This is a genomic window from Paenarthrobacter sp. AB444 (genome assembly GCF_028736865.1).
GTDB lineage: Bacteria > Actinomycetota > Actinomycetes > Actinomycetales > Micrococcaceae > Arthrobacter > Arthrobacter nicotinovorans_B.
Map to the genome: position 1 here is coordinate 1 of NZ_JAQZBY010000019.1, position 13,775 is coordinate 13,775.

10 protein-coding genes are annotated in these 13,775 nt (G+C 63.9%); 5 read left to right on the forward strand and 5 right to left on the reverse strand.

Translation table 11 applies throughout. The annotated features are described in order from the left end of the window. Positions 1 to 88: 88 nt before the first annotated feature. Complete coding sequence (locus tag PQ627_RS18730; protein ID WP_274262862.1) at positions 89 to 1,081, reverse strand: patatin-like phospholipase family protein; 993 nt, start codon at positions 1,079 to 1,081, stop codon at positions 89 to 91. A gap of 442 nt (positions 1,082 to 1,523) precedes the next feature. On the opposite strand from PQ627_RS18730, the gene PQ627_RS18735 reads away from it, so the two are divergent. The 3 genes from PQ627_RS18735 (at position 1,524) to PQ627_RS18745 (ending at position 6,129) form a co-directional block, all read left to right on the forward strand. Continuing rightward, positions 1,524 to 1,811, forward strand: a complete 288-nt coding sequence (locus PQ627_RS18735; protein WP_011776355.1) for an HU family DNA-binding protein — start codon at positions 1,524 to 1,526, stop codon at positions 1,809 to 1,811. Between the two features lie 122 nt (positions 1,812 to 1,933). Beyond that, on the forward strand, positions 1,934 to 4,156 hold the full coding sequence (locus PQ627_RS18740; RefSeq protein ID WP_400423073.1) for a cytochrome c oxidase assembly protein: 2,223 nt from the start codon (positions 1,934 to 1,936) through the stop codon (positions 4,154 to 4,156). Further along, positions 4,156 to 6,129, forward strand: coding sequence for an NHL domain-containing thioredoxin family protein (locus PQ627_RS18745; RefSeq protein ID WP_274262863.1), 1,974 nt, complete (start codon positions 4,156 to 4,158; stop codon positions 6,127 to 6,129). The genes PQ627_RS18740 and PQ627_RS18745 overlap by 1 nt, the downstream gene beginning before the upstream one ends. A gap of 141 nt (positions 6,130 to 6,270) precedes the next feature. Here the strand turns inward: PQ627_RS18745 and PQ627_RS18750 are convergent, their stop codons facing one another. From PQ627_RS18750 to PQ627_RS18765, 4 genes are all read right to left on the reverse strand, one after another. After that, positions 6,271 to 7,299: a hypothetical protein gene (locus PQ627_RS18750; RefSeq protein WP_274262864.1), complete on the reverse strand. Its 1,029-nt coding sequence runs from the start codon at positions 7,297 to 7,299 to the stop codon at positions 6,271 to 6,273. Positions 7,300 to 7,334: 35 nt separating this feature from the next. After that, complete coding sequence (locus tag PQ627_RS18755; RefSeq protein ID WP_274262865.1) at positions 7,335 to 9,053, reverse strand: helicase HerA-like domain-containing protein; 1,719 nt, start codon at positions 9,051 to 9,053, stop codon at positions 7,335 to 7,337. A gap of 9 nt (positions 9,054 to 9,062) precedes the next feature. Further along, positions 9,063 to 9,581 carry a GNAT family N-acetyltransferase gene (locus PQ627_RS18760; RefSeq protein WP_144660801.1) on the reverse strand — a complete coding sequence of 173 codons (519 nt, stop codon included), beginning with the start codon at positions 9,579 to 9,581 and terminating at the stop codon, positions 9,063 to 9,065. 79 nt (positions 9,582 to 9,660) lie between these two features. Beyond that, positions 9,661 to 11,604, reverse strand: a complete 1,944-nt coding sequence (locus tag PQ627_RS18765; RefSeq protein WP_274262866.1) for an FAD/NAD(P)-binding protein — start codon at positions 11,602 to 11,604, stop codon at positions 9,661 to 9,663. A gap of 286 nt (positions 11,605 to 11,890) precedes the next feature. On the opposite strand from PQ627_RS18765, the gene PQ627_RS18770 reads away from it, so the two are divergent. Continuing rightward, positions 11,891 to 12,856 carry an amino acid ABC transporter permease gene (locus PQ627_RS18770; protein ID WP_274262867.1) on the forward strand — a complete coding sequence of 322 codons (966 nt, stop codon included), beginning with the start codon at positions 11,891 to 11,893 and terminating at the stop codon, positions 12,854 to 12,856. Beyond that, the gene (locus PQ627_RS18775) at positions 12,853 to 13,767 is read left to right on the forward strand and encodes an amino acid ABC transporter ATP-binding protein (RefSeq protein WP_274262868.1); all 915 of its coding nucleotides are present in this window, start codon (positions 12,853 to 12,855) and stop codon (positions 13,765 to 13,767) included. The genes PQ627_RS18770 and PQ627_RS18775 overlap by 4 nt, the downstream gene beginning before the upstream one ends. Positions 13,768 to 13,775 lie beyond the last annotated feature (8 nt).

Below are 13,775 nucleotides of genomic sequence, written 5' to 3' on the forward strand. Positions count from 1 at the left end.
AACCCACACCGGGTTGGGGGGTCTCCCACATTAACCACCACAACACCGCTGCAGGCCTCCCCCAAGGGAGGCCCGCAGCCGTTAAGGACTACCCCCAGAACCCACCCAGCTCAGCGGCCAGGGACAGCCCTTGTTCGTAGCCGGCCCGCGCCGCAGCTGGGCGGAGCGACAGGTCCATCGCGCTGACCCCGAACATGTGCTCTGAGCCGCTCTCAGGGACGATGGTGCGCACCTGGCTTCCGCTGCTCTGCAGCGTAGACACCTGGGTCTGCAGATCCATTCCCCATTCATGAGGCGTCCGTGTCCGGCCGCCAAACGGCGAGAGCACCAAGACCCTGTGATATCCCGCTGCAAGGTCGGCGTTCTCCGCATTGGTGCGGTATCCGCCGTCGATGTAATGGTTGGTGCCTATGTTGTAGGCGAAGCCGCTGGCGCAGCTGGCGGCCACGGCGTCCACCAAGTCGACTCCGCTGTGGCGGTCGAACACCACAGGCTCCCCGGTTTCGGCGTCTACGGCTGTGAGAAGCACAGCCCGTTCCGGCCACTGCTGCCGGGGCAGTCGCCCCGCCACGGTGGCCCTCCACCTTTCGCTGGCCCCATCCATGGCTGCTGCCAGGTCGAGGGCCGCGGCCCCCATACGGCGGCGCATGTCGGCCATGTCCACCGAGGCGTCCAGGATCTTTCCTGTCCGCTCCATATGGTCACTAACGGATCCAGCCGGCCGCTGTGCTGGTGACCCCGAAGCTGCCGAGGCCGCTCCCCGAGGTGTACGGGAGGGGAGGGAAACGGGAGAAAGCGTGGCCTTCAACAGATCCGCGGGGGCAGCGCCGGCGAGCTGGGCCGCTGCCGTGGAACCGGCCGAGGTCCCAACCGTCAGGTCCGCGCGGGTGACGTCCACACCGCCGTCGTAAAGTCCTGCGACGACGCCGATGAGCCACGCGTTGCCTGTGGATCCGCCGCCGCCGAGGACCAATGCGCGCTCACCGCGGGGGATGCGCGCAGAAGCGTCAGCGGAGGGCCGTACTTGTGCTGCCGCCGAGGCTTCCCGGACAGAAGGGTCGGGTAAGGGAGATGTGTTCATGGGAGTTGCCTTTCGCGAAATGCGTGTCAGGCGCTCCCAGGGGCGGCTTGCTCAGCCGCGGGATCGTGGACTGCAGGGAGCGCCCACTGTGGATACTGCCTTCATGGGTCTCACCTCCAGTCCGAAATTCATGGTTGTTCGAAGTTCACGATCACCGAGAAAGTACCACCGGCGAGGGCCGGTGTGCAATGCCGGCACAACAGCGGGGTCCGCGAACGCGCCTCGAGGCATCAGGCGTTCCCTCCATGTCTGATCGGCATAGGGTACGCCAACGGCTTAAAGGGCTCCTAAAAACCCCTGAAATCCGGTGATTTTGGTCAAAAAAGCGCGGAAACACGCGGAATTTGCTGGCCAAGGCAGCCCAAGCTGGTAAGTTTTCGAACAGTGGCTTGCTCGCATTCCGCTTGAAAGCTCAAAAACGTATGAGTCCAGGAGGACGTAAATGGCTAAGAACCGTAGTGAACTCGTTGCAGAGGTAGCAGGCAAGGCTGGCACCAGCCAGGCAGCAGTCAACTCCGTGCTCGATGCACTGTTCGAAGTTTTCGAGACTTCTGTCGCTGCTGGCGAGAAGATCACCATCCCGGGCTGGCTCGCCGTTGAGCGCACCGACCGTGCAGCCCGCACCGGCCGCAACCCGCAGACCGGCGAAACCATCCAGATCGCAGCAGGCCACAGCGTCAAGCTGACCGCTGGCTCCAAGCTGAAGGCAGCTGTCGCCAAGAAGAAGTAACTTCTTCGGCACAGGCCTTGAAAGGGCGGCAACCTGACGGTTGCCGCCCTTTCTTCTTCGAGTAATGCACATAGCGCACCTTTCGATTCGCAGCCCGGCGACAGGTAGCGGACAATGGATAGGTGCCATCAGCAAGAAGTTCCGCAACTGCCCCTTCGTCTCCTCCCAAGCCGGGAGTGCGGGGAGGCTCTACAGCCGCGGGGATTTCACTTCCCTGGCAAGTGGCGGGATTGGCAGTTCTGTTCCTCACTCTTGCCGGCGCGCTGATCTTCTCCGGCGCCTCGGCGGCCCGCCAGGTTTCAGACCCCGGTGCCTTGGTCAGATGGGGCCTGCCGTTTGCCAAGGCCGTCCACAACGTCTCGATAGCCACCGTGATCGGCGGCCTGATCTTCGCTGTCGGCATCCTGCCCAAGAACCTCGGCGGATCCCGTTCGCGCGAGAAGGACGCCGACGCTCCTGAGCATCCGGCCTTCGCCAGGGCCCTTGCGGTGGCGGCTGCCGCAGGTGCCGCGTGGACCCTGTCCGCTGTGGCAGTCCTCGTCCTGACCTACGCCGACGTCGCAGGGCAGTCGCTCTCAGGTGACGCGGAGTTCACCCGTTCACTGGTCTACTTCATGACCGACATCGAAACGGGCAAAGCGTGGCTTGCCGTGACGATTATTGCCGCCGTGGTCACGACGGCGCTGTTCGGCGTCCGGTCCTTGACCGGTCTGGCATTTACCCTCGTGCTCGCGTTGATCGGATTGATCCCGACAGCACTTATCGGCCACTCCTCGAGTTCCAGCGACCACGAAGGTGCCATCAATTCCCTGGGCCTGCACTTGGTGGGCGTCTCCACCTGGGTGGGCGGAATCATCATGCTGGCTGTCTTGTCGGGACTCCTTACCGGTTCACGGAAGGAAGGGATTTCGGATATCACGGAGCAGACCCTCCGGCGTTTCTCCTCCTTGGCAGGCTTCGCTTTTGTCCTGGTGTTCGCTTCGGGTGTCATCAATGCTGCCATCCGGGTCACCAACCCCGCAGACCTTTTCGGCTCGTCCTACGGGCAACTGATCGTGGCCAAAGCACTGGCCACGTTGGTGCTGGGCGGCATCGGCTTCATGCACCGCCAGTGGGTCATCCCGCAACTCGGGAAGAACGGTTCCATGTCGGCCCGGCGGGTGCTCTGGCAGCTGGTTTTGGTTGAGCTGCTGGTGATGGGCGCGACGTCGGGACTCGCCGTTGCGCTCGGACGCTCGGCTCCGCCGCAGCCCACCACCTACGCACCCGACGCCTCGCCGTCGTTCATCCTCTCCGGATACGAATTGCCTCCGGAACTGACCCCTGCGCGCTGGCTGACCGAATGGCGCTTTGACTGGCTGTGGGTGGGCGTTGCCTTGTTCGGCGCCGTCACCTACATCATGGGCATCGTCAAGATCCGCCGGCGCGGAGACCGATGGTCTGCCTTCCGGACGGTGAACTGGATGATCGGCCTGGTGGTCCTCACCTACATCACGTCCGGCCCGCCGGCAGTCTACGGCCGTGTGCTGTTCTCTGCGCACATGGTGGACCACATGGCACTCACCATGGTGGCACCCATCTTCCTGGTTCTCGGCACTCCCGTGACGTTGGCCTTGCGTGCGCTGCCGTCCCGCGGCGAGGGTGCCCACGGCTCACGTGGCCTGCGGGAGTGGCTGCTGCTCTTCGTGCACTCCCGGTTCTCGCAGGTGGTCACGCACCCCTTGTTCGCGGCTGCCAACTTCGCCGGCTCCATTGTCTTGTTCTACTACTCGGACCTGTTCGGCCTGGCCATGCGAGAGCACGTTGGCCATGAGCTCATGAACCTGCACTTCCTGCTGACCGGATACATCTTTGTGCTCAGCATGATCGGCAGCGATCCACTGCCTCGTCGTGCGCCCTATCCGATGCGTCTGCTGCTCCTGCTGGCCACCATGGGATTCCATGCCTTCTTCGGAGTGTCCATCATGGGCGGCACAGGTCTGCTCGCGGCCGACTACTTCGGCAACCTGGGCCGTGCCTGGGGCCCCACGGCCTTGGGGGACCAGCAACTGGGCGGCGCAGTTGCCTGGGGCATCGGTGAAATCCCCACGCTGCTGGTGGCCATCGGTGTAGCGGTCATGTGGTCCCGGTCGGACGAACGGGAGAAACGACGGGTGGACCGCGCGGCCGACAGGAATAACGACGCCGATCTCAGTGCTTACAACGATATGTTTGCCCGGCTGGCTGAGCGTGATGCCAGGCTGGCGGGCCGGACGGCCAAAGCTGCACCATCAGCCCCGGCCGAACGCCCCATAAACGACAATGCCGGGCAGAGCGACCCGAATACCAAGCTGGAAGGACGCTGATGAGCGAATCCGTACGTACCCAACACCGGGTCCGGGCCTCCGAACTCGAGGGCCGCGGCTGGCTCAATACGGGCGGCAAGTCCCTGGACCTCGAGTCCCTGCGTGGCAAGATCGTGCTGCTCGATTTCTGGACCTTCTGCTGCATCAACTGCCTGCATGTGCTCGATGAGTTGCGCCCCCTGGAAGAGAAGTACTCGGACGTCCTGGTGACCGTCGGCGTGCACTCGCCCAAGTTCGAGCATGAGGCAGACCCCGTCGCATTGGCATCGGCTGTTGAGCGCTACGAGATCCACCACCCGGTTTTGGACGACCCCGAACTCGCCACCTGGAAGGCGTACACGGCTCGTGCATGGCCCACGCTGGTGGTCGTGGATCCGGAGGGTTACATCGTGGCCCATCTTTCCGGTGAGGGCCACGCAGACGGCCTCGCTGTCCTTCTGGAAGAACTCGTCGCCGAACACGAAGCGAAGGGGACCCTCCACCGCGGCAACGGTCCCTACGTAGCCCCGGTGCCGACGTCGGGCACCCTGCGGTTCCCCGGCAAGGCAACCCAGCTCGCCAACGGCAATTACCTGGTAGTGGATTCCGGCCACCACCGTCTGGTGGAGTTGCGCCCGGACCTGGAAACCGTCGAGCGCGTCATTGGTTCGGGCACCAAGGGTTACCTGGATGGGCAGTCCGAAATTGCTCAGTTCAACGAACCCCAGGGTGTCACCCTGCTGCCGTCCGAACTTGCCTGGAAGCTCGGCTACGACGCGGTTGTGGCAGACACCGTCAACCACCGTCTCCGCGGTGTGACACTCAGCTCCGGTTACGTCCAGACGATCGCCGGCAACGGCGTGCAACGGCTCCTGGACACAGGTCCTGCCCGCGTCACCGATTCAGGCGCCGGTACCTGGTCTGAACACCACGACGACGGTCCGGCTGACTTCGCGGGCGACGCCGTGGATGTCGGAGCGCTGGGTGTTGGCACCGAGGTTTCATTGTCCTCCCCGTGGGATGTGGTCTGGAGCGAAAAGCTGCAGAAGGTTGTCATCGCAATGGCCGGCACCCACCAGATTTTCGCTTACGAACCCCTGGCCAACGAGGTCTCCATCCTGGCCGGCTCAGGTCTCGAAGGCCTGCTGGACGGTAAAGCCGAGGAAGCCTGGTTTGCCCAGTCCTCGGGCGTGGCGATCGACGGCGAAGACAACATCTGGGTAGCTGACTCGGAGACCTCGTCCCTGCGCCGTCTAGTCATCAGCGATTCCGGTGTCACGGTGGAAACCGCTGTGGGCAAGGGTCTGTTCGATTTCGGCTTCCGTGATGGCGAGGCTTCCGAAGCACGCCTTCAGCACCCCCTCGGTGTGACGGTGCTGCCGGATAACTCCGTGGCCATTGCCGACACGTACAACGGAGCTGTGCGCCGCTACGACCCCGCAACCAAGTCCGTCTCCACGCTGGCGAGGGGCCTTGCCGAGCCGAGTGACGTCGTCGTGGTTCAGGTCGAAGGCAGCGACCCGCTGCTGGTGGTGGTTGAGTCGAACAAGCACCAGCTGGTCTTGGTGCCGATCCCCAAAGAAGCCCTCCAGGTGGACGAAGGTGCATCGCAAACACAGCGTCCCAAGAGCCCGGTGACCCCCGGAACACTGGAGCTTGCTGTGCGCTTCAAGGCTCCCACCGGGCAGAAGCTTGATGACCGCTGGGGCGATCCCACCCAAATGAAGATTTCCTCCACCCCGCCTGAGCTGTTGGTTTCCGGCGGCGGAACATCGGTGGGTCTCCTGCGGACGCTGGAACTCTCGGCGGATGTTCCCGAGGGCATCCTGCACATCACAGCCCGCGCGGCTGCTTGTGACGGACCCGAGACCGAAGACGGCGAGATCCCTGACCACGCAGCATGCCATCTGTACCAGCAGGACTGGGGCATTCCCGTGGTCCTGCAGGCCGACGGCGAGTCCGAGCTGGTGCTGGACCTGCGCGGCATGGACTAAAACGGCAACCCCAAGCCAAAGATGAATGGCCCGGTTCCTCCCCACAGCGGGGCAGGAGCCGGGCCATTGTGCGTTGAGCAGCGGAGCTTGAGCAGCGGGGCTTAAGCAGCGGTTTTACGCGGGGCTTACGCAGCCAAGCGGCTAGAACGTCAGCAAGGGCGTCACCGTCACCGTGTCGCCTTTGATGTCCAACTGTGTGGTGAAACTGAAGTCATGCTCTACGTTGAGGTCGTTGACGAGTCCGGTGAAGAGGTTGACCTCCCTGGCCGTCAAAGTGGCCTTGCCGTTCAGGGGTGCGACAACCCACCTGCCGCTGAACGGCTCGATGGTGATCTTGGGGTACTCCGTAATGGCCCACTTGATGGTTCCGTCCACTACCCGGGCGTTGCTGACGTGGTAGAAGGGGCAGTCGGGCTGCAGACGCTGTTGTTCTGTTGCCTGGGCCGCGCAGCTGTCGAGGAACTCGCGGACCTTGCCTGCCACGGCGTCGTTCATGGCCTTGGTGGAACGGGTCTGCAGGTTCAGGGGGGCCTGCCCGCCGTCGCGCGTTGCCACCAGTGCCGATGTTACGGGAGCTTCGAAGTAGGTCCCGTTCAAGCTGGCTTCATATTTGCCCGGGAAGAACACGGCGAACGTGTTGCGGCCGTTGGGCATGTTGACCGGCACACCGTTGAGGGTGGCTTCGCTGGAGTTCACCACGGTGACGTCAATGGTGGGCAGGGTAGTAGGAACGAACGCCCACTTGGCAAAGAAAAGCCACTGTGTTCCGGTGCGTTCCATCAGGAATTCGGTATGGAGGCGGCTGCCGTCCAAGGTGTAGTCCACCGGGACCGACACTCGGTTGGTACCGCGGGCCTCCGGGTTCCCCACTTTGACGTCGGACAGCTTGGAAGCGGCGGTCTGAAGGGCGGTTCCGTCCAGCATGGCAGCATTGGCACTGGGCACTTTGGCTCGCAGCAGCCCGAGCGCTTCTTCGCCGTTTCCATCCTGGAGGGCCTGTAAATACTCCTTGACCGGCTGCTGTGGACTGGCCACGGAGGAGCTCACCAAGTTGATGGAGACGATCGCTCCCGCGACAGCAAGCATCAGACCGAGCAGCCATCCGGCTGCGGTCTTTACGAACGCTTGACTCAACTGCACGCCCTTTACGTTACCTGCCGCAGCAGCCACCGACGTGCAGGAGGTGCCGGTTGTGACGCCTGGTGCTAGCGTCGGCGACGTGAAGATGTGCCGAAAACACCGCGCATGAGGTCACGGCCAAGCTGGGTTCCCATGGACCGGACCATGCTCTTCAGACCGCCTCCCAACGCTCCACCGAGCGCTCCTGCAATGTCTCCGAACACGCTGTCCTGCGGTGAGGGCTGCTGGGGGACAGGTACGGGAGCGGGCGGCGTCGGGAAGGAATCGGGGGCTGATGACGCGGGACGCGAACTGGGCCGCCCGAGGATCTCTTCCTCGATACGGCGTGCCTCGGCATCGATGTCGGCCTGGGAAGTGCCGGCAGGCGAAGCCGGTGAACCGGAGGACGGGACCGGCGGCTGGCCCGGTGCGGCATCCCCGGTGGGCGCTGCGGCCTTGCCGTTGAGTTTCTCGTAGGCCGAAAGGTTGTCCACTGCTGTCCCGTACTTGGCCAGGAGGGAAGACGCGGCGATGGTGCTCTTGATGAGGTCATCGGCGCTGGGACCCATGACGGATTCAGGGGCGCGGAGCTTGGTCAAGGCCACAGGCGTAGGTGCGCCCTTCTCGTTCATGACCGTGATGACGGCCTCGCCGATGCCGGCCGAGGTGAGGGTCTCTTCGAGATCGTAGTCGCTCACCGGGAAGGTGGACACGGTGGCTTTCAGGGCCTTGGCGTCCTCGGGCGTGAAAGCGCGAAGGGCGTGCTGGACACGGTTGGCCAACTGGCCCAGGACATCTGCCGGGACGTCCTTGGGCGTCTGGGTGACGAAGAAAATGCCTACGCCCTTGGAACGGATCAGCCGTACGGTGGTGGTGATGGCTTCAAGGAAGGCCTTGGAGGCGTCGTTGAAGAGCAAGTGGGCTTCATCCAGGAAGAACACCAGCTTTGGTTTGTCGAGGTCGCCTGCTTCGGGAAGTTCCTCGAACAGGTCCGCCAGGAGCCACATCAGGAAGGTGGAGAACAGGAGCGGCTTGGTCTGCAGGGTGGGCAGTTCCAGGCAGCTGACCACACCGCGGCCGTCCGGGGCTGTACGGAGCAACTCGGCGGTATCGAATTCAGGTTCGCCGAAGAACTTCTCCATGCCCTGCGCTTCCAGGCCGATCAACTCACGCAGGATCACCCCGGCAGTAGCCTTCGACAGCCCGCCGAGTTCAGCGAGTTCGGCTTTGCCCTCGTCCGAGGTGAGGAACTGGATCACCGCGCGGAGGTCCTTGAGGTCGATCAGCTCAAGGTTCTTCTGATCCGCGAAGTGGAAGATCAGCTGGAGGCTGGACTCCTGGGTGTCGTTGAGATCCATGATGCGGGAAAGCAGGATGGGCCCGAACGAGGTGATGGTGGCCCGGACCGGGATCCCGTTTCCGTCTCCGCCGAGGGACAGGAATTCCACCGGGAAGTTCTTGGCTTGCCAGTCCTGTCCGAGCGCAGAGGTACGCGCAGTCAGCTTCTCGCTGCCAGTGGCCGGCGTCGCCAAACCGGAAAGATCACCCTTGATGTCCGCGAGGAAAACCGGAACACCCGCCGTCGAAAGTTGTTCGGCGATCATGTGCAGCGTGACCGTCTTGCCGGTGCCCGTGGCGCCGGCCACCAGTCCGTGCCTGTTCATCATGGCGAGTGGCAGGCGTACCTGGGCTTCCTTGTGGACTTCACCGTCCACAATTGCGGCGCCGAGCTCAATGGTGGCCCCTTCCAAGGTGTAACCCTCTTGGATGGTGGCGAGTTTTTCCGCAGTGGTTTTCTTGGCCATGCGCATAGCTTAGCTGGGCTTGGCAAGATCCTTGCTGAAGGCCAAATGCTTGATGTCCTCGGGGTCTGCGGCGAGGTCGAACAGGGCTTTGTACCCTGTGGCGAGGTAGAGGTTCTTGGCCTCGGGTTGCCTTGGTCCGGTGGTCAGGTAGAGCTTCCGGTAGCCACGCCGGCGTGCCTCGTTCTCGAGCTCTGCCAGGACCAAACGGGCCAGCCCGCGCCTGCGGTGCGCCGAGTGCGTCCAGATCCGCTTGAGCTCAGCCGTGTGCTCATCGTAGCGGCGGAAGGCGCCGCCGGCGACGGATTCGCCGTTCTCCTGAATGATGATCAGCGCACCATGCGGGGGTGCGAATTCCTCGGCGGGGTAGCGGTTCAGTTCCTCGGAAGCACCTTCGCTGCTGAAGAGGTCCCCGTACCGGGTGTTGTATTCAACGGCGAGCTCGTCCAGGAGCGGACGCACGCGAGGGTCCCGCATGGGCAGACTGAGGACGGTAAGGCCCGACGGCGGGCGGGTTGGGGTTGAGGTCATAGCGTGCCTTTCGTAGGTGGAACCCAAGTAGGGGACAGATAACGCTCTACTGAGGGGCCAGAGCGACAGTATCTGTCCCCTAGTTGGGTTGGAGGGCTGGGACGGCGGTGGTCAGGGTTTCCAGGATCCTGCGGGCCAAGGCGTCGTTCTCCCGGAAAGGAGCTGCGTTGGTGTTCGGACGCGCGAACGCCCCCGCGCCCCAGCCCGAAGTCCAGGGACCCACGGCAAACAAACCCTGCTGTGGGCTTCCAACCGGTGAGAGGACCTCGAAATTCCCGGAAACCAGGAGCTTGCCCGTCGAGTGTGTGCCCTCGGAAGTGAGCAGCCGCTGTTCGGTGCCCCAACCGGCGTCGTGCAGGTCCGCCAAGGCGGGATTCGCCGAACGCTCGACCGAAGGGGAGGGCAACCGCGCTTCAATGTACGCGGCCGCATCGACAACCAACGGCGACTGGAACGAGCCCGCCACGAAGCGGCCCAGGGACTCATCAGCGCGTACCCACATGCCGGGGCCCAGGAATTTGAGGAGTCCGGCCCTGTGGAGGGCCAGCATCTCGCGGAGACGGTGCGACGGCGGCCCCGAGTCCACGAAACTGAAGAAACCGTGCCACCACCCATGGATGGACTGCTGGGAGCGGGCGTTCAGCCGTTCCTGCGGGACCAGCCGGCCAAGGTCCATGTACACGTACAACAACGCAGTGAACAGGGCCAGGGTTTCGGAGTGGTCGGGCCCGGTCCGGAGGTCGAGGTCCCGCTGGATGTAGGTGGTGACGGCGCGCTGGACGGCGTCGTGGTCCGCGAAGGCGCAGCCACTGAGCGGGTGGTCCAACTTTTCCAGGTCAAGGCGCAGGGCAGGATCCGGGACGGAGACGGCAACGAGTTCCTCCCGGAGCTGGCTGTACCAGTCAAGGGCATCGAAGCGGGCTTCAAAGTCGGCCCAGGAGCCCAGGACACGCTCCGGGTAGCCGGTGAAGAGCTCACGGTAGTAGGCGTAGCCCGCGTCCTTGGCGATCAGCGGCCACAAGTGCGCCCGGAAATCCAGCTCCTGATGCTCGGCGAGCAAGGCGTCGATGGCTGCTGCGGTGAAGTACCGCGGACGTTCCACTGGCGTGCGCAGTGTGGAGGAAATCTTGGAGTGGTAAGGCACCCCGCGTCGTGACCCTGCCCAAATCCGCGGCTCGGCGCCGGAAGGCAGGTAGTCGAGTCCGCCGTCGGGCCTTTCCTCGAAGCGGCCGCCACGGCCCTCGAACAGCAGCACGAGAAGGTCAACGAACGCCAGGCCCATGCCGGAGACGATGACGTCCTGGCCAGCCTCAATCCCCGAATAGTCCACGTCCGTGGTGTAGGACGGCGGCGCATGGAACCCGCCATGGCGGGCGGCGAACTCGCTGTGCCGGGCGGACTCGGGGTCAACCTGGGAGTCGGTGTGGCCCAAGGCGTACACGACGACGTCGGCGACCACCTCGGAGCCGGAGGCCAACCGCACGCGGTGGGAACCGTCGTCGTGCCCGCCTTCAGTGGCGACCGAAACGGCGGAGGCGGGTGAAACGGAGGTGGCGGTGTCCTGTTGGACCGTTACCGTCACCTCGGGGCCAAGGGCGCTGACTGCCCGGCCAAAGAACCATTCGAGGTACTTGCTTTGGAGCTGGCGTGTGGGAAAGGACGCAGGGGTCAGTTCGCGCAGTTGGGCCAGCAAGTGCGCTTCCAAGGGAGGGACGTCGCGGATGGTTCCGTCCAGGACGCCGGCGGCCCACGTGGACAGCCCCGGACCCTGCACGGAAGGACCCTCGCAGGTTACGGAGTCATCGGTGAACATGGTGACGTCCGCGGCGGTGGAGTTCAGAAGCAGTCCCGGGCTCTGGTCATAGCGCCAGATCCTCCCGGAACCGGGCTGGTGGGGCTCTATGACGTGGATGTCCAGGGGGCCGTTGAACAGGTCCGGCCGGTTGGCTGCGAGTCGTTCCAGGACACCGGCCGTGCGGGGACCGCCGCCAATGAAGGCGATGGCGGGAACTCGTGGCGGCATGGGATCTCCTGAAATGCAGTGGTTGGTGATGCCCAATCTAGGGACTCCCGGAGGTGCTGGTCGAGGAGCGGGTAATGGCCGTTCACCACGCGTCATGGGCCGTTAACCAACGCAAAACAGAGACTCATGCGACGTTTCGTGACGCGGATTGTGACGCTCCAAGAACTCCGGCGAAGCCCCGAGAAGTCCAGTGAAGAAGTGCAAATACCCGCCTTGCTGGAGGCTTTGGCACGCCCATAGATTGGCAGCCATCCGATAGAGAACAACCAACGAAATGAGGTGGCGCATGAGTGCAATCGCACCGCCTGCCACGGCGGACACTGCACCGCCCACCCCGGATTACTCCGAGTACAAGCTGGTGCCCGCCCGGCATCCCTGGCGTTGGGTCGGGACGGTGGTGGTCGCCGCCGGTGTAGTTGCGATCGCCTGGTCCCTTGTCACCAATCCCCGTTGGGAGTGGGGCGTAGTGGCCCAGTGGTTCACGGCGCAGTCAGTGGTCACCGGCCTTGTCGAGACGCTCAAGCTCACCGCCATCTCCGGCGTCCTTGGCTTCGTGCTCGGCTTCATCCTGGCGCTCATGCGTCTGTCGGCTTCGCCATTGCTGGTCTCGGTGTCCTGGACGTTCTCCTGGATTTTCCGCTCAACCCCGCTGCTGGTCCAGCTCCTGCTCTGGTACAACCTCGGCTACCTGTACGAGAAGATCAGCCTGGGCATCCCTTTCACCGATGTCCGCTTCTTCGAGGCGCAGACCACCACGCTCATCAGCCAGTTTGCTGCAGCGGTCCTGGGCCTGACGTTGAACCAGGCCGCCTATTCCGCGGAAATCATCCGTGGCGGCATCCTCTCCGTGGACCAGGGCCAGCTCGAAGCTGCCTCCGCTTTGGGCATCCCGGCCTGGAAGCGCAATACCAGGATCATCCTGCCCCAAGCCATGCGCGCCATCCTGCCCAACGCGTTCAACGAGATCATCGGCCTGGTCAAGGGCACCTCGATTGTGTACGTCCTGGCCTACTCCGAGCTGTTCTACACGGTCCAGGTCATCTACAACCGCACCCAGCAGGTGCTGCCGCTGCTCCTGGTGGCGACGCTCTGGTACGTCGTCATCACCTCGGTGCTGAGCGTTTTCCAGTACTACATCGAACGCCACTTCTCCAAGGGCGCCGTCCGGAACCTCCCGCTCACCCCGTTGCAGAAAGCGCGGAAATTCTTTGCAAGCCATGCTCCCTCCTCGACCACGAAGGACGCCCGATGAGCATCATCGCCGCACGCAAGCAAGCAACGACGACGGCGGCACAGGCTGCCGCTGAAACGCCGGCCGCCGCCTCGGCCGGGACAGCTTCAGCCGGGTCAGCTCCGGCCGCAACGGCTGTGCAGCCGGTACCCACGCGCGGGCAGGTCGACATCACCAACGTCCGCAAGTCCTTCGGCGCCACGGAGGTCCTCAAGGGAGTGTCCCTCTCGGTTCCCCCGGGTGGTGTCGCAGTGATCGTGGGCCCGTCCGGCTCCGGCAAGTCCACCCTGTTGCGGACCATCAACCACCTGGAGAAGGTCGACGGCGGCTACATCACCATCGACGGCGAACTGGTGGGTTACGAGGTCCGCGGCAACAAGCTCCACGAACTGCGCGAGAAGGACATCCTCAAGCAGCGCACGAACATCGGCATGGTGTTCCAGAACTTCAACCTGTTCCCGCACCTGACTGCGCTGGAGAACGTGGCTGAAGCGCCGGTCGTGGCGCAGGGCCGTTCCAAGGCCGAAGCACGCAAGCGCGGACTGGAACTCCTGGACCGCGTGGGCCTGAAGGACCGTGCAGACGCCTACCCCCGCCAGCTTTCCGGTGGGCAGCAGCAGCGCGTTGCGATTGCCCGGGCGCTGGCCCTTGATCCGAAGATCCTGCTCTTCGACGAGCCCACGTCCGCCCTGGACCCGGAGCTGGTCAACGAGGTCCTCGATGTCATCCGGGAACTCGCCACATCAGGAACCACCCTCATTGTGGTGACCCACGAGATGGGCTTTGCCCGGGACGTCGCAGACACTGTGGTGTTCATGGACGACGGTGTGATCGTCGAGTCCGGCTCGCCCCAGGACATCTTTGCCAACCCCCGTGAAGAACGTACCCGCACATTCTTCTCCCGAGTCATCGAACCGGCTTTCAACATCTAGGACCCCTC

Coding starts and splice junctions, on each gene's coding strand:
- PQ627_RS18765 (WP_274262866.1), bottom strand. CDS start 11,604: ATGCCGCCACGAGTTCCCGCCATCGCCTTCATTGGCGGCGGTCCCCGC.
- PQ627_RS18760 (WP_144660801.1), bottom strand. CDS start 9,581: ATGACCTCAACCCCAACCCGCCCGCCGTCGGGCCTTACCGTCCTCAGT.
- PQ627_RS18775 (WP_274262868.1), top strand. CDS start 12,853: ATGAGCATCATCGCCGCACGCAAGCAAGCAACGACGACGGCGGCACAG.
- PQ627_RS18745 (WP_274262863.1), top strand. CDS start 4,156: ATGAGCGAATCCGTACGTACCCAACACCGGGTCCGGGCCTCCGAACTC.
- PQ627_RS18755 (WP_274262865.1), bottom strand. CDS start 9,053: ATGGCCAAGAAAACCACTGCGGAAAAACTCGCCACCATCCAAGAGGGT.
- PQ627_RS18735 (WP_011776355.1), top strand. CDS start 1,524: ATGGCTAAGAACCGTAGTGAACTCGTTGCAGAGGTAGCAGGCAAGGCT.
- PQ627_RS18730 (WP_274262862.1), bottom strand. CDS start 1,081: ATGAACACATCTCCCTTACCCGACCCTTCTGTCCGGGAAGCCTCGGCG.
- PQ627_RS18770 (WP_274262867.1), top strand. CDS start 11,891: ATGAGTGCAATCGCACCGCCTGCCACGGCGGACACTGCACCGCCCACC.